18 protein-coding genes and 1 pseudogene are annotated in these 21,616 nt (G+C 64.6%); 13 read left to right on the top strand and 6 right to left on the bottom strand.

Translation table 11 applies throughout. The annotated features are described in order from the left end of the window. Window positions 1-86 precede the first annotated feature (86 nt). From AB0J47_RS31415 to acs, 4 genes are all read right to left on the bottom strand, one after another. The gene (locus AB0J47_RS31415; protein WP_364354183.1) at window positions 87-1,022 is read right to left on the bottom strand and encodes an alpha/beta hydrolase; all 936 of its coding nucleotides are present in this window, start codon (window positions 1,020-1,022) and stop codon (window positions 87-89) included. A 63-nt stretch (window positions 1,023-1,085) separates the two neighbouring features. Beyond that, a complete protein-coding gene (locus tag AB0J47_RS31410) occupies window positions 1,086-1,541 on the bottom strand; it encodes a phage holin family protein (RefSeq protein ID WP_364354263.1) in 456 nt (151 codons plus the stop codon). Window positions 1,542-1,615: 74 nt separating this feature from the next. Further along, the gene (gene nhaA, locus AB0J47_RS31405) at window positions 1,616-2,875 is read right to left on the bottom strand and encodes a Na+/H+ antiporter NhaA (RefSeq protein ID WP_364354260.1); all 1,260 of its coding nucleotides are present in this window, start codon (window positions 2,873-2,875) and stop codon (window positions 1,616-1,618) included. 180 nt (window positions 2,876-3,055) lie between these two features. Then, window positions 3,056-5,008 carry an acetate--CoA ligase gene (gene acs, locus AB0J47_RS31400; protein ID WP_364354180.1) on the bottom strand — a complete coding sequence of 651 codons (1,953 nt, stop codon included), beginning with the start codon at window positions 5,006-5,008 and terminating at the stop codon, window positions 3,056-3,058. A gap of 458 nt (window positions 5,009-5,466) precedes the next feature. Between acs and AB0J47_RS31395 the strand changes: the two genes are divergently transcribed. From AB0J47_RS31395 to AB0J47_RS31375, 5 genes are all read left to right on the top strand, one after another. After that, window positions 5,467-7,041, top strand: a complete 1,575-nt coding sequence (locus tag AB0J47_RS31395; protein ID WP_364354177.1) for an ABC transporter substrate-binding protein — start codon at window positions 5,467-5,469, stop codon at window positions 7,039-7,041. A 64-nt stretch (window positions 7,042-7,105) separates the two neighbouring features. Continuing rightward, entirely contained in the window at window positions 7,106-8,032 is a 927-nt protein-coding gene (locus AB0J47_RS31390; RefSeq protein WP_364354174.1) for an ABC transporter permease, read from the top strand. After that, window positions 8,025-8,978, top strand: a complete 954-nt coding sequence (locus AB0J47_RS31385) for an ABC transporter permease (RefSeq protein WP_364354171.1) — start codon at window positions 8,025-8,027, stop codon at window positions 8,976-8,978. Before AB0J47_RS31390 ends, AB0J47_RS31385 begins: the two co-directional genes overlap by 8 nt. A gap of 8 nt (window positions 8,979-8,986) precedes the next feature. After that, window positions 8,987-10,678 carry an ABC transporter ATP-binding protein gene (locus AB0J47_RS31380; RefSeq protein WP_364354257.1) on the top strand — a complete coding sequence of 564 codons (1,692 nt, stop codon included), beginning with the start codon at window positions 8,987-8,989 and terminating at the stop codon, window positions 10,676-10,678. 105 nt (window positions 10,679-10,783) lie between these two features. Continuing rightward, window positions 10,784-11,530, top strand: coding sequence for an oxidoreductase (locus AB0J47_RS31375; protein ID WP_364354168.1), 747 nt, complete (start codon window positions 10,784-10,786; stop codon window positions 11,528-11,530). 493 nt (window positions 11,531-12,023) lie between these two features. On the opposite strand, the gene AB0J47_RS31370 is transcribed toward AB0J47_RS31375, so the two are convergent. Further along, entirely contained in the window at window positions 12,024-12,893 is an 870-nt protein-coding gene (locus AB0J47_RS31370) for an HAD-IB family hydrolase (protein ID WP_364354166.1), read from the bottom strand. Between the two features lie 370 nt (window positions 12,894-13,263). On the opposite strand from AB0J47_RS31370, the gene ssd reads away from it, so the two are divergent. The 8 genes and pseudogenes from ssd to AB0J47_RS31330 all read left to right on the top strand — a co-directional run bounded on the left by ssd (window position 13,264) and on the right by AB0J47_RS31330 (window position 20,032). Next, window positions 13,264-14,373: a septum site-determining protein Ssd gene (gene ssd / locus AB0J47_RS31365; RefSeq protein ID WP_364354163.1), complete on the top strand. Its 1,110-nt coding sequence runs from the start codon at window positions 13,264-13,266 to the stop codon at window positions 14,371-14,373. 214 nt (window positions 14,374-14,587) lie between these two features. Next, a pseudogene (locus tag AB0J47_RS31360) lies at window positions 14,588-15,220 on the top strand (ATPase, T2SS/T4P/T4SS family); the annotation flags it as partial. Window positions 15,221-15,304: 84 nt separating this feature from the next. Further along, on the top strand, window positions 15,305-15,733 hold the full coding sequence (locus AB0J47_RS31355) for a helix-turn-helix domain-containing protein (RefSeq protein ID WP_364354160.1): 429 nt from the start codon (window positions 15,305-15,307) through the stop codon (window positions 15,731-15,733). Between the two features lie 77 nt (window positions 15,734-15,810). Then, window positions 15,811-16,674 (top strand): helix-turn-helix domain-containing protein, encoded by an 864-nt coding sequence (locus AB0J47_RS31350; protein ID WP_364354157.1) that lies wholly within the window; start codon window positions 15,811-15,813, stop codon window positions 16,672-16,674. Window positions 16,675-16,903: 229 nt separating this feature from the next. Next, window positions 16,904-18,352 carry an AAA family ATPase gene (locus AB0J47_RS31345; protein ID WP_364354154.1) on the top strand — a complete coding sequence of 483 codons (1,449 nt, stop codon included), beginning with the start codon at window positions 16,904-16,906 and terminating at the stop codon, window positions 18,350-18,352. 413 nt (window positions 18,353-18,765) lie between these two features. Then, complete coding sequence (locus AB0J47_RS31340) at window positions 18,766-18,984, top strand: hypothetical protein (protein ID WP_364354151.1); 219 nt, start codon at window positions 18,766-18,768, stop codon at window positions 18,982-18,984. Between the two features lie 77 nt (window positions 18,985-19,061). Then, on the top strand, window positions 19,062-19,295 hold the full coding sequence (locus AB0J47_RS31335) for a hypothetical protein (protein ID WP_364354148.1): 234 nt from the start codon (window positions 19,062-19,064) through the stop codon (window positions 19,293-19,295). 2 nt (window positions 19,296-19,297) lie between these two features. Next, window positions 19,298-20,032 carry a hypothetical protein gene (locus AB0J47_RS31330; RefSeq protein WP_364354145.1) on the top strand — a complete coding sequence of 245 codons (735 nt, stop codon included), beginning with the start codon at window positions 19,298-19,300 and terminating at the stop codon, window positions 20,030-20,032. Between the two features lie 1,112 nt (window positions 20,033-21,144). Here the strand turns inward: AB0J47_RS31330 and AB0J47_RS31325 are convergent. After that, window positions 21,145-21,603, bottom strand: a complete 459-nt coding sequence (locus AB0J47_RS31325; RefSeq protein ID WP_364354143.1) for a hypothetical protein — start codon at window positions 21,601-21,603, stop codon at window positions 21,145-21,147. Between the last annotated feature and the right edge of the window lie 13 nt (window positions 21,604-21,616).

Here is a 21,616-nt window from a genome sequence, read left to right as displayed (position 1 = left end):
GCGCGCCGGTCCCCCGGCCGGATGCAACGCTAAGCGTGCCGCCAACCTGCCGTTCGACAAGTTGGCCAGGCGAGAATCGGTCCCGACTATCCGAGCAGCTTGGCCAACTCCATCGTGACCGCATCCGGGTTCTCTTGGTGCGCAAAGTGACCCGCGCCCGGAATCACGACCTGTCGCCGCTGCGGTGATAACCGGCGGCCGCGCTGGAAGGTGGCAGGCAGGATGTAGCCGTCGAGTTCACCGCGCATGGCGAGCACCGGAATGCGGATCGGCACCCGCATGGTGGCCATGAACCGCCGACCGTCCGGCCGCCACTGACTGCGGAAGGCCCAACGCTGATATTCCAGCGCACAGTGCGCCGCACCGGGAATCTGGATGGCCGAGCGCATCCGATCGGCCGTCTCGATGAATTCGGCGGTGCCTGACCAGGTCCGGCTAACCCGCTGGCGCAGCAGCCGCTCGACCTCGAAGCCGTCGCCGGTGGTCAGCAGATGTTCGCCGTAGCGCGGCAGCTGATAGCGCAGGAAGTTCGGCAGCCAGGTGCGTCGCTGGCGCCGGTCGCGCAGCACCGCGCTCTTGAGCGCGGCCGGATGCGGGGAGCTCACCAGTGCGATCGAGCGCACCAGTCGGGGATGCAGCACCGCGGTCGTCCAGCACACCAGTCCGCCATCGGCATGTCCGACCAGCGTGGCCTCGGAGTAGCCCATGGCGCGGATGAGTCCGGCGATATCACCGGCCAGCGTCCAACCGTCATAGCCGCGCGGCGGTTTATCGCTGTCGCCGTAGCCGCGCAGATCCACCGCGACCGCGCGATAGCCGAGTTCGGCGAGTCCGGTCAGCTGATGCCGCCAGGACCACCAGAGGTCCGCGAATCCGTGCAGCAGGACGACCAGCGGTGCGTCCGGGCGCTCCGGCGCGGCCTCGACGACATGGAAGCGTATGCCGTTCGCGTGCACATCCCGATGCGTCCACGGCCCGTCGTAACGGACGCTGGACGGATCGGGAAATGAGTTCGACGACACGCCGACCGAGCCTAGTAGGGGTCCGGCCCACCGCCTAGTCGACGCTGCCGCGCCGCCCGGCGGCTACTCGAGTGACTTCGACCGTGTCGGCTCCGCGAGCGTGAGGTGCTCCTCGTGCGAGCCGAATCCGCTCGGCAGCACCGTGCGCGCCTGCTTGAGCGAATCGATCGTCTTCTCCGGCGCCCGCAGCTTCTTGACCCGCAGATAGCCGAGCAGGGCCAGGACCGCCGTCGCGACGATCATCAGCAGGAAAACGATCAGGAAGGCCGCCCAGCGCGCCAGCCAGACATCGAGCAACTCGCCCAGGAAGAAGAAAAAGAAGAAGGTGCTGAACAACAGCACGGTCAGCGCGAGGATGAAGTAGACGCTGCCCTGCAGCCCCTTCTTGATCTCCCCGGTTACCTCGGCCTTGGCCAGCTCTACCTCGGCGCGCACCAGCGTGGACATCTGCTCGGTGGCATCGCGGACGAGGGCGCCGAAACTCGCCGACCCCGCGGGATTGGCGTCCGAGAGGGGAATCGAGGTGACAGTGTGGTCGCGACGCGACTCATCCCCGTTACCGCGCTGCGTCCCATTCCTATCTTGGGCGAAACTCACTTGGTCGACCCTTCTCCCTGTCCCGGCACTGCTTCCGCCTCAGTCTCTCGTTCTATCGCACGCGCATCCCGCCGCGCCTGGTGGACACGCCCACGCCGCAACAGTAGCGCCGAACCCGCGAGCGACGCCGTCATTGACGTCACCAACACCGCGGCTTTGGCCAATTCGACGGCCGAGCCGTCACCGACGTCGGTCAGCGCGAGTTCTGCCACCAGAAGGCTAACGGTGAAGCCGATCGCGCCGAGCACCGAGAGGGCGAACATGTCTCGGTAGCCGAGGCTGGCCGGACGCTTCGCAATGCCCAATCGGATTGCCACCCAGCTGATTCCGAAGATACCGGCGGTCTTGCCGAGCAGTAACCCGAGAATTATGGCCAGCGGCAGTCTGTCACTGAACAGGTGCTGGAAAACCTTGCCGTCCAAGGGAACTCCGGAGGCGAACAAGGCGAACAGTGGCACACAGAGTCCGGCCGAGATCGGCTGGATCATATGCTCGAGCCGCGTTGCCGGGGCCTGGGTCTCGCCGGGATCCTGGCGCACCCTGGTGAGCAGACCGAGCGCGACACCGGCCAGCGTCGGATGTATGCCCGCCTCGTGCAGGGCGTACCAGGAGACCAGCGCCAGCGGCACATACAGCAGCGGTGTGGATATCCGCTTGTGCTGGGCCAGCGCCCACGTCGCGAAGCCGGCCGCCGCGGCCAGCAGCCACAGCGCCGACAACGTCGTGGTGAACAGTACCGCGATCAGGATGATGGCGAGCAGATCGTCGACCACCGCGAGGCTCAGCAGGAAGACCCGCGCGCTGGCCGGGATCCGGGATCCGGTCATGGCCAGCACGGCCAGCGCGAACGCGATATCGGTCGCCACCGGAATCGCCCAGCCTCGGTCCATCCCGTCGATGCCGAATCCGACCGCGAATGCGATCAGCGCCGGTGTGACCACCCCGCCGACCGCCGCGATGATCGGCAGCACGGCCCGCTTGGGATCGGCGAGTTCGCCGACCACCAGCTCGCGTTTGAGCTCTAATCCGGCGACGAAGAAAAAGATCGCGAGCAGACCGTCCTCGGTCCAGTCCGCGACGGTGAGATCCAGATGCAGCGCGTTGATCGGCAGGACGTACTGGGTGACGGTGAAGTAGCTCTCGCGCCATGGCGAGTTCACCCACAGCAATGCGGCCGCGGCGGCGATAAGAAGTATTGCACCGCCAACGGTTTCGGTGCGTAGATAGCGCGTCAGCTCCGAGCGCACTTGGGTGATCACGGGAAACCTTCCGCCGGGGTGGGCTGGACCGCGGACGCGCAATCCCACCGATCCGGCTTTCAGGTACACGACCGCACGCCGACCAGACTTCCCGGCACACCTTAAGCAATCCTAATGGATAGGGTCGGTGACGAATTCCGCCACCGACCCTACGATGTGCCGTTTCGGTGTGCCGACTCAGGCGCGGCTGGCCCGGATCGCCTCGAAAACATTGGGATCGACCAGTGTCGAGGTGTCGCCCAATTCGCGGCCCTCGGCGACATCGCGCAGCAGTCGACGCATGATCTTGCCGCTGCGGGTCTTGGGCAGTTCGGGCACCACGTGGATCTCGCGCGGCCGGGCGATCGGGCTGATCTCCCGCGACACCTCCGCCTTCAGTTCGTCGATCAGCGTATCGCCGGTGTCCTTGGCCTCGGCCGTCAGGATCACGAACGCGACGATGCCCTGTCCGGTGGTCGCATCGCTGGCGCCCACCACGGCAGCCTCGGCCACCCCGGAGTGACCGACCAGCGCGGATTCGACCTCGGCGGTGGAGATGCGGTGGCCCGACACATTCATCACATCGTCGACCCGGCCGAGCACCCATAGGTCGCCGTCGGCATCGAGCTTGGCGCCGTCACCGGCGAAGTACCAGCCCTGTTCGGCATAGCGCTCCCAGTAGGTGGCCCGGTAGCGGTCCATATCGCCCCAGATGCCGCGCAGCATCGATGGCCACGGCTGATCGAGCACCAGATAACCGTTGGCCTCGGTCTCGCCGAGCTCGACCGCCTTGCCCTCTTCGTCGACGACCTTCGCCGAAATACCGGGCAGCGCTGTCATCGCGGCGCCGGGCTTGGCGGCGGTGACGCCCGGCAGCGGGGAGATCATGATCGACCCCGTCTCGGTCTGCCACCAGGTGTCCACGATGGGCGCGGAGTTCGCACCGATCACCTCGCGGTACCAGCGCCAGGCCTCCGGATTGATCGGTTCGCCGACGCTGCCGAGCACCCGGATGCTGGACAGATCGTGGGCCGCGGGAATCTCCCTACCCCACTTCATGAATGTGCGTACCAACGTCGGTGCCGTGTAATAGATTGTGACGCCGTACTTTTCGATGATATTCCAGTGCCGGTGCTCATCCGGGAAGTTCGGTGTGCCCTCGTATACGACCTGGGTGGTTCGGTTCGACAGCGGTCCATAGACGATGTAGGTGTGCCCGGTGACCCAGCCGATATCGGCGGTGCACCAGTAGATGTCCTGTCCGGCCTTGTGGTCGAAGACATTGTGGTGGGTGTAGGACGCCTGGGTGAGATATCCGCCGCTGGTGTGCAGGATGCCCTTGGGCTTACCGGTGGTACCGGAGGTGTAGAGGATGAACAGCGGATGCTCGGCATCGAAGGCCTGCGCCCGGTGTTCGGGGGAGGCCTGCGCGACGGTCTCGTGCCACCACAGGTCGCGGCCCTCGGTCCACGGCACCTCGATATCGGTGCGGCGCACCACCAGTACGTGTTCCACAGAGTGCGGCACATCGCCGTTGGCGTAGAGCGCCTCGTCGACAGCCTCCTTGAGCGGTGCGGCCTTACCGCGACGCCACTGACCGTCGGTGGTGATGATCAGCCGGGCGCTCGCATCGTCGACGCGCTGGCGCAGCGCGGTCGGTGAGAAGCCCGCGAATACCACCGAATGCGTCAGCCCGAGTCGGGCGCAGGCCAGCATCGACACGATCGCTTCGGGAACCATCGGCATGTAGATGGCTACCCGATCGCCCGCTTCGAGTCCGAGTTCGGTCAGATAGTTTGCGGCGCGGGAAACTTCGGCGAGGAGTTCGGCGTAGGTGATGTCGCGGGAGTCGCCCGGTTCGCCTTCCCAATGGATGGCGACCTGATCGCCGTGCCCGTCGAGCACATGGCGGTCCACACAGTTGTAGGCGACATTGAGCTTTCCGTCGACGAACCACTTCGCGACGGGCGGGTCATTCCAGTCGAGCACCTGCGTCCACGGCTGCTCCCAGTGCAGCCGCTGGGCCTGTTCGGCCCAGAACGCGTCGCGATCCGCCACGGCCCGCTGGTACAACGACGCGTCGGCATTCGCCGCCGCGGCGAATGCCGCGGTCGGCGGGTACGAGTCCCGGTGGTCGGTGGTTTCGGTCATCTCGTCTCTTCCTCACGTAGCCCCGTGGTGCTGGCAGTCGCAGTCGATTTCGACAGTAACCAACTGTGATCCAGCCCGCGCCTGCTGTGTCCAATGGGTTTCCATCGCGTCACCTCGGCGGGTATCCTGCGCGATCCGCTGACAAACCGGGCCTTCGGTCGCTATCGTCATAGACCAACCAGCTCCGGACACCGGAAGCCCCAACGGAGGCATACTTCCGGCGGATGCCCGTCTTCTCCTTAATGTTTAACGCGTTTCGACGATGTTGCCGGATTGGTAACAAGTGGAACGAACCTCTGTCAATCCGGTGACAAGGCTGCTTCGAATGGCTAACGTCCCAGGCATTCCAAGGCGGATCGAGTCGAGGCGCGCTGGGCAGATACCCATGCGTCGTCGCGGATCCCCTTCGCCTGTCTCGAAATCGGGAGAACGCGTTGAGATTCAACAGAGCTACAGCGTTGACCGCGGCAGTCCTGCTGGCCACAAGCCTGGGACTGTCCGCATGTTCGTCGAGCGATAGTGCCGACGCCGACATCGTCACCACCAACGGGGGTGAACCGCAGAATCCGTTGGTGCCGACCAATACCAACGAGAATATGGGCGGCCGCGTCGTGGACCGGCTGTTCGCGGGTCTGAAGTACTACGACGGCAAAGGCGTTGCGCACGACGAGATGGCCGAGTCCATCAAGACGAACGACCGCAAGACCTACACGATCACCATCAAGCCGGACTGGAAGTTCACCGACGGCACCACGGTGACCGCGAAGTCGTTCGTCGACGCCTGGAACTACGGCGCCCTCGGCACCAATGGTCAGCTGCAGAGTTACGCGTTCACCCCGATCGTCGGATTCGACGAGGTTTCGTCGGAAAAGCCCACGGCACAAACGATGTCGGGTCTGAAGGTGGTCGACGACCGAACCTTCACCGTCGAGTTGAAGTCGCCGTCCATCGACTTCGAGACCGAACTCGGCTACGCACCGTTCTATCCGCTGCCCGATGCCGCATTCAAGGATATGAAGGCCTTCGGTGAGAACCCGATCGGCAATGGCCCGTACAAGTTCCAGACCTGGGAGCACAACGTCAAGATCGACCTGACGCCCAACCCGGACTACAAGGGCGGACGTGCGCCCAAGAACAAGGGTCTGCGCTTCGTCATGTACCAGTCGTTCGATACCGCGTACTCGGATCTGCAGGCGGGCAACCTCGACACCCTCGACACGATTCCGGACAGCGCGCTGACTTCGTACAAGAAGGACCTCGGCGATCGCGCGATCCTCGATCCGTCCGCGCAAAACCAGCACATCGGCGTCCAGGCCAATGTCCCGCACTTCGGCGGTGAGGAAGGACTGTTGCGTCGACGGGCCCTCTCGATGGCGATCAACCGGCAGCAAATCTGCGACACCATCTTCAACGGCACCAAGATTCCGGCACGCGACTTCACCTCGAGTACTCTGCCCGGATTCAACGGCAACCTGCCCGGCTCGGAGGTGTTGAAGTACAACCCCGAAGAGGCCAAGAAGGTTTGGGCGCAGGCCGATGCCATTTCGCCGTGGTCGGGTCGGTACGAGATCGCCTACAACTCCGATGGCGGCCATCAGGCATGGGTCGAGGCCGTGGCCAACAGCATCAAGAACACCCTCGGCATCGATGCGGTCGGCGCGCCGTATCCGACATTCAAGAACATCCGAGATCTGGTGAACCAGAAGACGATCGGCAAGGCGTTCCGCTACGGCTGGCAGGGCGACTACCCGACCATGCTGCAGTTCCTCACCTCGCAGTACTACAGCTACTCCGAGACCAATAACGTCGACTACAAGAGCCCCGAATTCGACCACCTGCTCGACGCTGCGCTGGCCGCGCCGACGCTGGAAGAGTCGTACAAGATCGTGGCCCAGGCGCAGGCGTTGCTGATCAAGGATATGGCCGATATCCCGGTGATCGATTATCTTGCCGCGGCGGGACGTTCGGACAAGGTGAAGAAGGCCGACCTGGCCTGGAATGGTCTGTTCGACTTCGAAAACATCGAGAAGTAGCCGCTCGGCGCGGTCGTGCCGCACATTCTGACGGTACGGCCGCGCCGCTCACCCAGGAGATGAAATGGCCTGGTATGTCGTGCGGCGTCTGCTCCAAATGATCCCCGTCTTCCTCGGGGCGACGCTGCTCATCTATGCACTGGTCTTCTTAGTTCCGGGCGATCCGATCCACGCGCTGGCCGGTGACAAGCCGATGACGCCTGCCGTCGAGGCCCAATTGCGTGCGCGCTATCACCTGGATCGCCCGTTCATCGTGCAGTATCTGCTGTATCTGAAGGGCATTTTCACCCTCGACTTCGGGACGGCCTTCTCCGGCCGCCCGGTGCGCGACGAACTCGCCCGCGCATTCCCGATCACCATCAAATTGGCGTTGATGGCGGTGCTCATCGAGGGCATCTTCGGCGTTGTCTTCGGGCTGATCGCAGGACTACGCAAAGGCAAACTGTTCGACTCGACGCTACTGGTGGTCAGCCTGATCATCATCGCGGTGCCGATCTTCGTGATCGGCTTCCTGGCCCAGTTCGTACTGGGTGTGAAGTGGGGTATCGCGCCGGTGACCGTCACCGGTAAGGCCAGCATCGGTGAACTGCTCGTGCCCGCATTCGTGCTCGGTTCGCTGTCGTTCGCGTATGTGCTGCGGCTGACCCGAAACTCGGTGGCGGAGAACATGTCCGCCGATTACGTCCGCACCGCGACCGCGAAAGGGCTCAGTCGCCCACGTGTGGTCACCGTGCACATTCTGCGTAATTCGATGATTCCGGTGATCACCTTCCTCGGCGCCGATCTCGGTGCGCTGATCGGCGGCGCGGTCGTCACCGAGGGCATCTTCAACATTCCGGGCGTGGGTGGGACGCTGTACCAGGCGATTACCCGCGGTGAACCGCCGACGGTGGTCTCATTCGTGACCGTGCTCATCGTGATCTTCCTGATCTCGAATCTGATCATCGATCTGCTCTATGCCGCGCTCGACCCGAGGATCCGATATGCCTGAGCTCGAGAAGAAGGCTCGGGACTGGCAGCGGCATTTCGTCGCGCCACCCGATGAAGTCGAGGTGCTCGCCACCGATCAGGTCGTCGATACCGGTTCGCCGACCAGCATCTGGCAGGACGCGTGGCGACAGTTGCGCCGCAATCCGATCTTCATCGTGGCCGCGGTGCTGATCGTGTTCATCGCCATCGTGGTGCTGTGGCCCGGTCTGTTCTCCGATCAGGATCCGCGCTATTGCAATGGCGATTTCAGCATGGATCCGCGCGGGCCCGGACACCCGTTCGGTTTCGATAAGCAGGGCTGTGATGTATACACCCGAACCGTTTACGGCGCACGGGCTTCGGTAATGGCCGGGTTGGGTGCCACCACGGTATTCCTGCTCGTCGGCGGCACGCTCGGAGCCCTCGCGGGGTTCTACGGCGGTCTGCTCGATTCGGTGGTATCACGCATCGCGGAGATCTTCTATGCGATTCCGCTGATGCTGGCCGCGATCGTCATCATGCAGCTGCTCGATTCGCGCACGATCTGGACGGTCATCTTGATCCTGGCCGCGTTCACCTGGCCACAGGCTGCACGTATCGCGCGCAGTGCGGTGATCGAGGCGAAGAACAGCGAATATGTCACGGCGGCAAAGGCATTGGGTGTGTCGCGAATACGCACGCTGCTGCGTCATGTGCTGCCGAATGCGGCCGGACCGCTGATCGTGGTGACGACGATCTGGCTCGGTGCGTTCATCGTCACCGAGGCGACACTGTCCTACCTCGGCGTCGGCCTGCCGCGCACAATCGTGTCCTGGGGCTCGGATATCAATACCAATCAGCACGAGCTGCGCGGCGGATCGCCGATTTTGTTCTATCCCGCAACGGCTTTGGCGCTCACCGTGCTGAGCTTCATCCTGCTCGGGGACGCGCTGCGGGATGCGCTCGATCCGAAGGCGAGGAAGAGGTGACCGCAGCGATGTCCGATAAACCATTGCTCGAGATCGAGGATCTCAATGTCTGCTTCTCCTCCGAGGGCAAGAAGATTCCGGCGGTTCGTGACGTCAGTCTGACGGTTTATCCGGGCCAGACCGTCGCCATTGTCGGCGAATCCGGATCCGGAAAATCCACGACGGCGCACAGCATTATCGACCTGCTGCCCGGCACCGGGCAGGTCACCTCCGGCTCGATCAGGTTCGACGGCAAGGATCTGGCGAAGGCGTCGAAGAGGGAGGTCGTCGCGGTCCGCGGCAGCGGGATCGGATTGGTGCCGCAGGATCCGATGTCGAATCTGAATCCGGTGTGGAAGATCGGGTTCCAGATCCGAGAGACCTTGGAGGCCAATGGCATTGCCAAGGGCAAGGCGGCGAAGCAGCGCGCCATCGAACTGCTCGAGGAAGCCGGGATGTCAGACGCGGCGCGCCGGGTGAACCAGTACCCGCACGAGTTCTCCGGCGGTATGCGCCAGCGCGCGCTCATCGCCATCGGATTGGCCTGCCGTCCCAAACTGCTGATCGCCGACGAGCCGACCTCGGCCCTCGACGTGACGGTGCAGCGGCAGATCCTCGACCATCTCGACGGACTGACCAGCGAACTCGGCACCGCGGTCCTGCTCATCACCCACGATCTCGGCTTGGCCGCCGAGCGCGCCGAGCACCTGGTGGTGATGTATCGCGGCAAGGTGGTGGAATCCGGTCCGGCACTGCGGATTCTGCGCGAACCGCAGCATCTGTACACCAAGAAGCTGGTGAATTCCGCGCCCTCGCTCGCCTCGCAGCGGCTGTCCTCGGTGCGTGAACGTATCGAGGTGCGCAAGCAGGCCGTGCAGGTCGCCGAGGAGGTCGCGGCCGCCGATAGCGAAATCGCGGCGGTGTCCGACGACGTGGTGGTGTCGCAGAATCTGACCAAAGCGTTCAAGATTCGGGGTAGTACGCCCTGGAAGTCGACGGATTTCGTCGCTGTCGACGATGTGTCGTTCTGTCTGAAGCGCGGCACGACAACGGCCATTGTCGGCGAGTCCGGCTCGGGCAAATCAACTGTGGCACAGATGGTTCTGGGTCTGCTCGAACCGACATCGGGCTCGGTGACCTTCGACGGCCACGACGTGGCGAAGCTGGATCGGAAGGGCGCGTTCGCTTTTCGTCGGCGGGTGCAGCCGATCTTCCAGGACCCTTACGGTTCGCTGGATCCGATGTACTCGATCTACCGCACCATCGAGGAGCCGCTGCGCACGCATAAGATCGGCACCGCCAAGGAACGTGAGGCGACGGTGCGCGACCTGTTGGACAAGGTGTCGCTGCCGTCCTCGGTAATGCGCCGCTACCCCAATGAACTCTCGGGTGGCCAGCGTCAGCGCGTCGCGGTGGCCCGTGCGCTCGCGCTCTCCCCTGAGGTCGTGGTGTGCGACGAGGCGGTGTCCGCACTCGATGTCCTCGTCCAGGCACAGATCCTCAAGCTGCTCAACGACTTACAAGCAGAGCTGGGTCTGTCGTATCTGTTCATCACCCATGACTTGGCCGTGGTCCGGCAGATCGCCGACGACGTCCTGGTCATGCAGACCGGCAGGATCGTGGAAGCGGCCACCACCGACGAAGTCTTCCAGAACCCCACAGAGGAGTACACCCGCCGCCTGCTCGACGCCATTCCCGGACGGGACCTGCTGGCAGGCTGACCAGGAGCGCCGTTAGCGACTGCTTGCAGGTCGCTCGAACGGGTCGGAGGCGAGACAGGAGGGGGTCGCGAACACGCAGCGCCGCAGGCGCTGCAGAATGTCTCGGTGACCGATCCGCTACAGCCCCTCGTCGATCTGCCAGGTGTGCGCGAAGCCGCCGATAAGGCGCGTGACGCGCTTGCCGCGGTGCATCGGCACAAGGCGAACCGGCGGGGCTGGCCGACCACGGCCGCCGAGGCGGCGGTGCGTGCCGCGCGCTCATCCGCCGCCATCGAGGGCGGCAGTACCGAACTGCCCGCCGACGGCCGGGTCGCGGATCCGATCCTGGCCGGCTCGCTGCGGGTCGGGCAGGCGCTCGACGGCGACGCGCTGCGGAATCTGGTCGGCACCTGGCAGCGCGCGCCGCTGCAGGCGCTGGCCAGGCTACATCTGCTGGCCGCGGCCGATCTGGTCACCGACGAGGAGCTGCTCGGGCGCCCGCGCGGTGACGGCGGTGTGGCCGAACGGCTCGACCTGCTGGTGCAGACGGTGCTCGGATCGAAGGCACCCGCGCCGGTCATCGCGGCGGTCGTGCACGGCGAGCTACTGACCTTGCGGCCGTTCGGTACGGCCGACGGCATCGTGGCGCGGGCGGCCTCGCGACTGGTGGCCGCGTCCAGTGGGCTGGACCCGCACAGCCTCGGCGTGCCGGAGGTGTTCTGGTTGCGGCGGCGTCAGCAGTATCTGGATTCGGCGGCCGGATTCGGCTCGGGTGCTCCGGATGCGGTGGGCGGCTGGGTGATCCTGTGCTGCGGCGCCTTCGAAGACGGTGCGCGGGAGGCGACATCGATCGCCGACTCGGCATCCGGATAGGGGTCCACACACATCAAAGCGGGCGGCGTTGTCGTTGACGACCTCACCGCCCGCTAGCACGGATACCCGGTTACCAAGCGTGCTGGGTGGGTTGTGTTCTGCGGCCTCGGCGATTATCCGAACTCCGGCGGTTCATCCCCGCAACCTGTGCGAGGCCTTCGCCGTCGAAAACCCGGATCTCGCAGGCCCACAACGCTTTTGCCCTTGTCGCGGCGCGCTCCGCGTGGGTGCCTGGTGCCCGTGCTGGGAAGGGTGGGTCGGGGAGCTGAACCTTCTCTTCCGGCTCCGCTCAGGCCTTCCGTCCTTCCGTAGTTACATTTCTACACTGTGACCGCGCCCACATCAAGGCTTGGAAAAACATTCAATAAGCTGCATGTCTGCTGGCGTTTCGTGGTTAAATCCCTGGTCGCGGCGGCCTCTGTGTTATGGCAGCAAGCCGTCCGCGGCGCGCCCCAACAGCCCGGCCGCGCGGCCCGAGCTCGCCAGCTATGGCTCAGCGGCGCCGGCGCAGCAGCCGGTAGCTGATCGCCCCGGCGAGCACCGCACTCAGCCCGACCGCCGCCGTCGCGGCAAGGGTGGTCGACGACGGACTCTGGAACCGCGCCCACAGCGAGACCGGGTTGGAGAAGGTGAGAATCGGCCAGCCCTTGGCCACCGCTTCGCGACGCAGATTGCGATCCGGGTTCACCGCCGTCGGATGCCCCACCGCGCTCAGCATCGGTAGATCGGTCACGGAATCGGAGTAGGCATAACACCGCGCGAGGTCGTAACCCTCAGCGGCGGCGAGCTTTTCGATCGCGGTCACCTTACCCGCGCCGTAGCAATAGAATTCGACCTCACCGGTGTATCGACCGTCCTCGACCACCATTCGGGTTGCCGCGGTATGTGAGGCGCCCAACACCTCGGCGATCGGGCCGACGATCTCCTCGCCCGAGGCCGAGACGATCACCACATCGTGTCCCCGGATCTTGTGGTCGGCAATGAGATCCGCGGCCTCGGCATAGATCAGCGGGTCGACGAGTTCGTGAAGTGTCTCGGCCACAATGGATTTCACCTGTTCGACATCCCAGCCCGCGACCATATTGGTCAGATTGGCGCGCATGCGCTCCATCTGATCGTGGTCGGCGCCCGAGAGCATGAACAGGAAGTGGGCGTAACTGCTCTCCAGTACCGCGCGCCGGTTCAGCAGGCCCTGTGCGTAGAAGGGCTTACTGAACACGTAGGTACTCGATTTCGCGATCACCGTCTTGTCGAGATCGAAGAAGGCGGCCACGCGCTCGCCCCCGGCGTTGGGTCGCTTCGTTGTCGTCGCGTCCCGTGCCGTCCGGTCCTCGAGCTCTGTTTGATCGCCATCGGCCGTCACTCGTTCAGAATATGCATGCCGCGGCGACGGTGTCCGACGGGTCGGGCGTCCGGGCCGTTCGGCGGGTTTGCCCCGCAGACGCCGGGCCGGTGGTAGCCACAAAGTTCTCCGACGACAGACTTGCGTTGTGGCCCCGGCTTGGGTGTAGTATTGCTGGCACCTGGACATAGTCCAGGCGCGTTCAGCCCGACCCCCCGGGGCTGAACCCGACGGCCCCAGCCTCCTCCCCCCCCGGCTGGGGCCGTCCTCTATTTCAGGCAAGGTTGTTCCTCCGGATTCGGCCCTCCGGATTTATCCCCACCCCCCGAGTTATCCACATTCGGCATATTGCATCTTCTGCCCGGCTTCGTCTTCGAGCACGCTGACCTGCATGAATCTCGAAGCCGCCCCGGCACTCACACCGCCGCCCGCGCTGGTGCTCATCCAGGACATCCGGCTGCGCGATGAGGTTCGCCGGGTCGCGGCGGCCGCAGAGCGCGAGCTCGACGAGCGCGCGCTCTCTGTCGGTCGGCACGCCTGGGTGTCCGCACCCCTGGTGATCCTCGACACCCTGGCGGCCGAGAGCTGTGCCCGCGCCGGTTATCTCCGGCGGATCGGCATCGTACTGGTGACCGATGGGGAACCCGGATTGACCGATTGGCAGGCCGCCGCGGCCGTCGGTGCCGAGCGCGTCATCGCGCTGCCAGGTGCCGCGGTCGGACTTATCGAGAAGTTTGCTGAGCACGGTGAATATCGCATGGGCGACGGTGTTGTCGTCGCGATCGCGGGTGCCAGCGGCGGTGCGGGCGCCTCCATATTGGCCGCGGCGACCGGACTGCGATCCGCCGCAGAGCGGTTCCGCCGCGACACCGTGCTCGTCGACGGCGCGCCCCTCGGCGGCGGCCTCGACCTGCTGCTCGGCATCGAAACCGCGGCCGGACTGCGCTGGCCGGATCTGGTGATCGAGGACGGTCGGGTCTCCGCCGCCGCACTGCACAGCGCACTACCGGCAGCCGCGCCGGGACTTGCGGTACTGTCCTGCGGCCGCGGCGGTGCCGGACGCTTGCCCGCCGAAATCGGCCCCGCTGCCATCCACGCCGTCATCGAAGCGGGCCGTGCCGCAGGCGATTTGGTGATATGCGACATCTCGGGCGAACGCGGCCCACACGCGGACCAAATACTCGACGCGGCCGACCTCGTCGTCCTGGTCGTCCCAGCCCGCCTACGCGCCCTCGCCGCCGCCGAATCGGTCGCCGCCCATATCGCTCGACGAAATCCCAACCAGGGCTTGATAGTCCGCGGCCCAGCACCCGGCGGACTCCGCGGCCCCGAGGTCGCCGAAGTCCTCGACCTCCCTCTCCTAGCCGCCGTCCGAGCCCAACCCGGACTGGCCGCCCGCCTGGAACGCGGCGGGCTCACTTTGCGCCGCGGGCCCCTCCGCGACGCCGCGGACGCCGTGCTCGGGGTGCTCGGCGCTCCGGCCGGGCAGGGGTTGCGATGAGTGCGTTGGTGTTCGAGCCGCCGGTTCGAGTCCGTGCTGTAGCCGCGGCGGTGCACGGGATTCCAGCTCGCCGTGGTCGAGATGAATTGCCGCAGCAGTGTCGGATTGGCATGTCTGGAACTGTCCGCAGTGGGCGATCTGCGGTTCCGAGTGTGTGGGCGGTGCGCTGGATGTTGCGGCGGGTCCTTGCCGCTTCGGTAGGGAGGGGTTCGCGGTGAGTGCGTTGGTGACGTCGGAGTTGTTGGACCGGGTGCGGGAGCGGCTGTCCGGTGCTTCGGGGGCTCCGGATCCGGCGCAGGTGGCGGCGGCCATCCGAGCCGAGGCCGGTGGCGTACTCGGGGATACCGATCTGCTGCGGGCATTGCGGTTGTTGCAGACCGAGATGACCGGAGCGGGGCTGTTGGAGCCGCTGCTGCACGACCCTCGGGTCGCCGATGTGCTGGTGACCGCGCCGGATGCGGTGTGGATCGACCGTGGCCGTGGACTGGAACGCACCTCGGTCGTCTTCCCGGATGAGGCGGCGGTGCGTCGGCTGGCACAGCGGTTGGCGCTATCGGCCGGACGGCGGCTCGACGATGCACAGCCTTGGGTGGACGGCAGGTTGTCTGGAAGGGAAGCGGCACTGGGGGATTCGTTCGGAGTCCGGCTGCACGCGGTCTTGGCGCCGGTGGCGCACGGCGGCACCTGCCTGTCGCTACGCGTGCTGCGTCCGGCGACCCAGGGACTTGATGCGCTCGCTGCGGCCGGTGCCGTACCCGCCGACGCGAAACTCCTACTGGAGCAGATCATCCGGGCCAGACTCGCCTTCCTGGTGGTCGGCGGAACCGGTGCGGGCAATACGGTACTGGAGAAAAGACACATTTAGCTTCCGGGTAACTAGGTTGCCGTTGTCCAAAGTCGTTGTCTGTTGGTAACGTTGGTCTCGGTCCAAATGCCCCGGACCTATGAACATGAACGCGAACGTGAACAAAACGCCTTGGGGCTTGAATCTGGCATCACGGAGCGTTCATCCATGGCTACTCAGCCAACCAACTTCGTCACCATGAAAGCCTTTGCGGCACAGCGTGGTCTGAGCTACGAAACCGTTCGCCGTCTTGTTGCGAAAGGTGAGCTCCCCCATATCCGTATCGGCAAGTCCATTCGCATCGACATGGACGCGCTGAACGTCGTCAGCGCGCCGCCGGTCGCCGATCGGTTACAGAGCATCGAAACTCCGCCGCCCGCAGCACGTGAGGCGTTCGTGGAGTACATCGCGAAGGTGGTTGCCGCCGCGCCGCCACTCAGTTCCGATCAGATCGCGCGCATTTCGACGTTGCTGGGCACCGCCCGCGACACGTCGGCTCTGGCCAAGTCTGCGTGAATCGCCCCCGCCCGGAGTCGGGGGATCCCCCCGTCGTTCCGGGTATCGAGCATCGAATACCAAGGGACACAATCGAAATGACTGCTATCACGAAAGACCGCACGCCGCGCCGGTGGCCCGTTCTACTGCTCGCACTGCCCGCGTTCGTTGCGATCTGGTCGGGATGGGTCGGGCTTGGTGAACTGACCGGGTTCGGTCCGGTCCGGCCGCTGCCCGGACTCGCGGACTCGGTCACGTTCAACTCCGCCGTAACCCTGCCGATCGGCATGGAAACCTACGCCGCATATGCGTTGCACGTGTGGCTGAGCGGCACCGTGCGTACCGACCGGACGCGCAGCTACACCAAGTTCTCCGCGCTCGGTGCACTCTTCCTGGGGGCCGCTGGACAGGTCGCGTTCCATCTCATGCACGCCGCATCCATCACGGCGGCACCGTGGCCGGTAACCGTTGCGGTGGCGTGCATCCCGGTCCTGGTGCTTGGCATGGGCGCAACGCTCGCGCACATGCTGATGTCCGATGTGCACGCCATGCACGACGCCGATGCACAGCCCGTGCACGGTGAGGTTCTGGACGCAGCGCCCATGCACGACCACGATGCATTGCCCGTGCACGCGGCAGCGGCCGTGCGCACGCTGTCCGTGCGCGAAGTCCATACCGAAACGCATGAGACCGCAACGGAACTGACCGCACGCACAGCGGCCGTGCATGAGGTGTGCACGACTGCGGACCTTGCGCACGCCGATCGGTGGACGGATGCGGCGGTGCAGCTGTGCGACGCCGACACATCCAACCGGCGCAATCCGCGCACTGTGGCCGAGATCCTGCGGCTGCACCACGAGGACGGATGGCCGCACACCCGCATCGGTGAGCACGTCGGGTGCAGTGCATCCACTGTGAGCCGGACGATTTCCGCCGCCCGCATCCATATCGAGGCCGCTTGACCTTTTCCTCATCCGGACACCTCACACCACGAGATGACCAGGAATAGCGACGAAAAGAAAAGGCTGAATCGTGTACAAGACAAAGAACGACCCCCCGATCAGGCACGAGCGGGGGGCCGATACGAACACCGTGGGACCGGTTTCTGAGGTCAACAATACGGGACCGGGACCAGGATCGAAAGCCAACGCCAGCTGGACGTCTCCGGCTGAAGTTGCAACAGGTTCACACGTGGCCGAGGCGCTCGACATAGACCCGGATACGCCTCTGGACTCCGTTCTGGGCCACGAACTCGCAAGAAAGGTGGTGCGGCTCCATTCGAGGCTTTGCCCAGAGCGCAAGGTCATGAAGGGGTCGCCCTTGAAAGATTTCCTGACGATACCGATTAGCCCAGATGGGCCGGTGGCCAAACGACTTCCGTCCCTCGCAATTACACGTGCCGACGTGAAGGAATGGGCGGTGGATTCGCTCAGTGGCGACCCACACGCATTGACGCAGGAACGGATAGAGGCCGTAACCGCCGCCGAGAAGGCGGATAAGGCCGACCAGGAACGTCCCCGGTTGTGGGCGGCCGTCGATCTGCACGCCTCACAGCAACGCGAATGGCTCGCCACGGGTCACGTACCCAAGTCGGCGGTAACGCTGCTCGTGGGCGACGAGGGCATCGGCAAGTCTCTGTGGTGGGTCTGGCTCCTGTACTACGTCACCACGGGGAAGCCCTCACCCGAGTTCGGCATCCCGGCGCGTGAACCGGCCGACGTGATCATCGTCGCCACCGAAGACGATTGGGCCACAACGGTGCTGCCCCGTATGGAGGTCGCAAAGGTCGATCTGACTCGCGTCCATGTGATCGCCACCGAACAGGACGGCAGTGGATCGCCGACGTTCCCGGAGGACTTCGTCACCGTCCGTGATGCCGCAGACAAGACCAAGCCCGCCTTGATCGTCATTGACGCGTGGCTGGACACCGTGTCTTCCAAACTGTCGGTTCGTGATCCGCAGCAAGCGCGTCAAGCACTGCACCCGTGGAAGGAACTTGCGACCGGGACCGGTGCGGCGGTGCTGCTGCTGACGCATACGAACCGTGTCAGCACAGCGAACGCACGTGACAAGTACGGGGCCACGGCCGAGCTACGCAAGAAAGCGCGGATGACGCTGTTCGCGCAGGCCGACCCTGACGACGACACATGCATGATCGTCGGTCCGGAGAAATCGAACATTGCGCGGGCAGCGGAGGCTACCCGTTTTCGCAAGAAGCCTGTCCAGCGCTTCGAGCCGACCGACGAGGACGACGGCACAGTGCCGCTGCTCGAATACGTCGGCTTGGTGGGCAAGTCGTCGCGTGACTTGATCGCGGAAGCATTCCACGGTCCCGAGGATGACGACGCGAACGATACGAACGAATTCGATGACGCTATGGAGTGGCTGCGTTGGTACCTCGTTTCCGAGCACAAGGGAAACCAGGTAGCGGGCAGAGTCGTGAAGGCCGCCGCCAAGGCTGAGGGGCACAAGGAACGCACGCTGCAACGGGCCGCAAAAGCTCTGAATGTCAAATACACCAAGAAGGCCGAGGAGTCCGAGGAGCCCGGCAAGACGCTTCCAGCGACCAGTCATTGGGAGCTACCGGACCTGTCATTCAGCACCGAGGAAAGTGGTCCGGTCGATGATCACTCCGCCTGAAACAACATCGTGGTGCGCCGAGACCGCAGCTCCGATCGAGACCGGGCACCTCAGCTCACACCCTGTCGCGCCAACCCGGTCTGTGTATCTGTGTCGCGGTGGCGCAACAGCCAAAACTATAGACGTTACTTCTATATATATGCAGGTAGAGGGCATATTTCTGTCGCGCCAACCTGTCGCGCCAACCATAGTGCTTGGCGCGATAGCCGTGGGGCTTGGCGCAACACCTTATCGCAGGTCAGCCCACCTTTTTAGGCTGTCGCGCCACCGCGCCAAGGGTAATGAGCAGAGACACGGTGACGCGGTGGCGCGACTGGGTTGGGAGCTGTGTCAGCACCTACCCCGGCGCTCTGAGCTGCGCCAACAAGCTTCCGCCGTCGTGGCGGCAGATCAATACCCGAGAGGACATGTCCGTGAGTGTGAAAAAGATCAAGATCCCCGGTGGCAGCTCCGCTGAACAAATCGAGTTCATCGCCGCGTTGCGCGATCCGCTTCGACTGCGCCGAACCCCCGAGTCCGGCAGCTACTTGAGCCGCAACCTGGGCGCGGCCGGACCGGCCGACACCTCGTGGTCCGACACGGACCGCTGGCAGCGGTGGTTGCTCACTCGCAGCGACGACGACGAGGCATAGCCCCGATCGGACATAAGAAAACGGTCCCGGAACGAGGCCAAACGCTTCCGGGACCGCCGATAGAGAAGGAAATCAGTATGACAGCGACAATCCCGGCCCGCGACGCCGGACCAGAGCTGTACGGCGACTACTGCGCGACGTGCACACGTTCGGGCTGCACACGGATGGACAGCGTCTGTGAACCGGTCATGTCCACATGGGACGGCGGCCGGTCCATGGTCATCGCTACTTATGTCTGCGTGAACGGCCACGTTTGGACGTGCAGTTGGTCCCCCGATTACCCATTCGATCTCGATGAAATGGAGGCGTGATCATGCGCCGTCTACTGTCCCGCACCCGTCCGGCCGACCCGGCGCCCGCACCCAAGGCCGTGCCCGACGTGCCCGCTGTGCCGTCCGCGCTCGGTTTCGCCGTGCCGCGCCGTCTGGAGCTGCGTCCCCGTGACCACAGCGCCGACGACCAGGACACCAAGAGGGCTCGCCGACGCCGCTGCCTCAGTGTCGAGTACGGTCCCGAGTTCAAGCTGTCGGCTGAGATTCGAGCGTCGCTGGCCGAGGTTCGGGACATGCTGTCGGACGAACCGCACCCGGCGACATGGGCGCGGCAAGTCGCGGAGATGACTTCCGAAATCAACGAGGTGATTGCCGCCATCGGCCGACTCATCGACGCCCGAACAGTGTGGATCCCCGAACCGGCCCCTGTAGACGTCGCTAGCGGCTCGTGGCTCGATTCCATAACCGAGGTCGCCGAACCGCTCGATAGGCCGTTAGCGGCGGCCCTGGGCCGTCCCGGTCCACTGCGCGACCCCTCGCAACTCTCTGACGATGTCGTGAAAGCTCTTCGCACCATGGACAGGGTGGCAGCCGGGATGTATGAGCGGCTGCGGCAGCAGCACACGGCACGCATGGGCCATGTCCGTAAGCCACGATCGCCGCTGAGCGTGTCCTTCGATCAGGCACGGGCGCGCAACGCACGGCAGTTGCACGAGTTGCACGAACAGCACCGCGCCGAACTCGATGCGTTGTGGAGGATGCGCGATGCCCTCTGACTACTACGGCGACCGTGGACGTGCCGCCCGGCGAACGATCCGCGAGTGCCCGGATTGCGGCCGCGAGACAGCGGTGTACCGGGGCGACGTTCATAAGTACCGCTGCACACGTTGTATAGCCGACGTCATCGGCATGACGTATCGCCCGAGCGACCCACGTCCCCGGCGCGAACGTGTCGGCGGGCAGCCCACCGGTTCCGACTACCGGGGCAGACCAGTTCTCGACATGCCAACCCGACAGAAGGAAACGAGATGACCACCGCAGCTCCTACGGACCGGACCAGGGCCTTACGAGACTGGGGCGGAGTCTGTATCGAGGAAGCGGCTCACGCGATCGGCGCTGTGCTGGCCGGGGCGCGGATCGTTGAATGCTTCGCGAAGCCTACGCATGGAATCGTCACGATCGATGACGAGCATCCTCGTGCGGCCGAGATCGCATATTGGGGCGTTTATGGCAGATGCCGGTTCGAATATGGACGTACTCCGCCGCTCTCACGTCTGCGCACGGCGTTCCGGGAAGCCACCGACGCAGACAGGGCGCATTTCGGCCCATGCCCCGAGTTGCCCAGGCGTGTCGAGGGCGATATCGAATATGCGGTCCCGCGAATTCGGGAGCTGGCTGGGCACCTGTTCCGGCACACCAGGGCCAGTCATGAGGATGTGGAAAGGGTTCTCGGGATCACCGAACAGCGGCCGTTGCCGTTGGTCGTGAGCATGTTCCGGAGTCGTTGCCTCTGGTGACCGGCCGGAGATACTGACAATTTCATCAGTTCCGGCAAAGTGTCCCGTATCGAGCTGCATGTCCCGATACGGGACACAGCTCTCGGAGTTATCCACAGGTTGCTGACAGCCGATAAGTGAACGTTATCGGTGGCTAGACCTACGGTTGAGGGTTGAGGGTTAGAGTCGTCCACGGGGCTCAGCCTCATGAAACAGCCCCACGAAGAACAGCCCCCGTACCAAGGTCACGGCGCGGGGGCTGTTTCTATGTCCATATAGCAGGGCATTGTGTGGTGCAAATCACCTCATGCCCCTGACCAGGGCGTTTATGCCCAATTCCCGGTCAGATGTGCGGGTCGGAAGACAATACACCCCAAGACAGGGCATATCGGTCACTCCGGCAATTCGGCCCAGTCCTCGTCAGCGTCGGCGGTCGGTTCGATGTACGTCGGTACGGAGAGATCGCGCAACAGCGAGTCGATATCCTCCGCGAACGCCTCATCGGCCTGACGGCTGAGCGCGACCTTCGTAGGCTGTGCTAACCCATGCAGCTTCACCAGGGCCGTGTGTACTTTCAGCACGACGTTCGCCGCATCCTTATCGCCTGACAACGCGGCGGGCGTCCACGCGCGGAGCAGGGTATGAAGCCGGACGTCCTCTTGCGCGATGCCCTCCGCTACCGAGTGCATCTCATGCAGTTGCAGCGACTCACGCACGGCCACAGCTACGGCAAGCTCGTCCGGGTAGCCGAGTTCGCAAGCGATGTCGTGGTATGACCACCCGTACGTCCGCAGCATGGCTGCCTTGCGCTGACGTGTGTCGTCGTACTTCACGGTCTCAAGTTCCTTCACGGCCCTACCTCCT

The organism is Nocardia sp. NPDC049737, from assembly GCF_040674755.1.
Classification (GTDB): domain Bacteria; phylum Actinomycetota; class Actinomycetes; order Mycobacteriales; family Mycobacteriaceae; genus Nocardia.
This window is presented reverse-complemented; position numbering and strand designations above follow the sequence as displayed.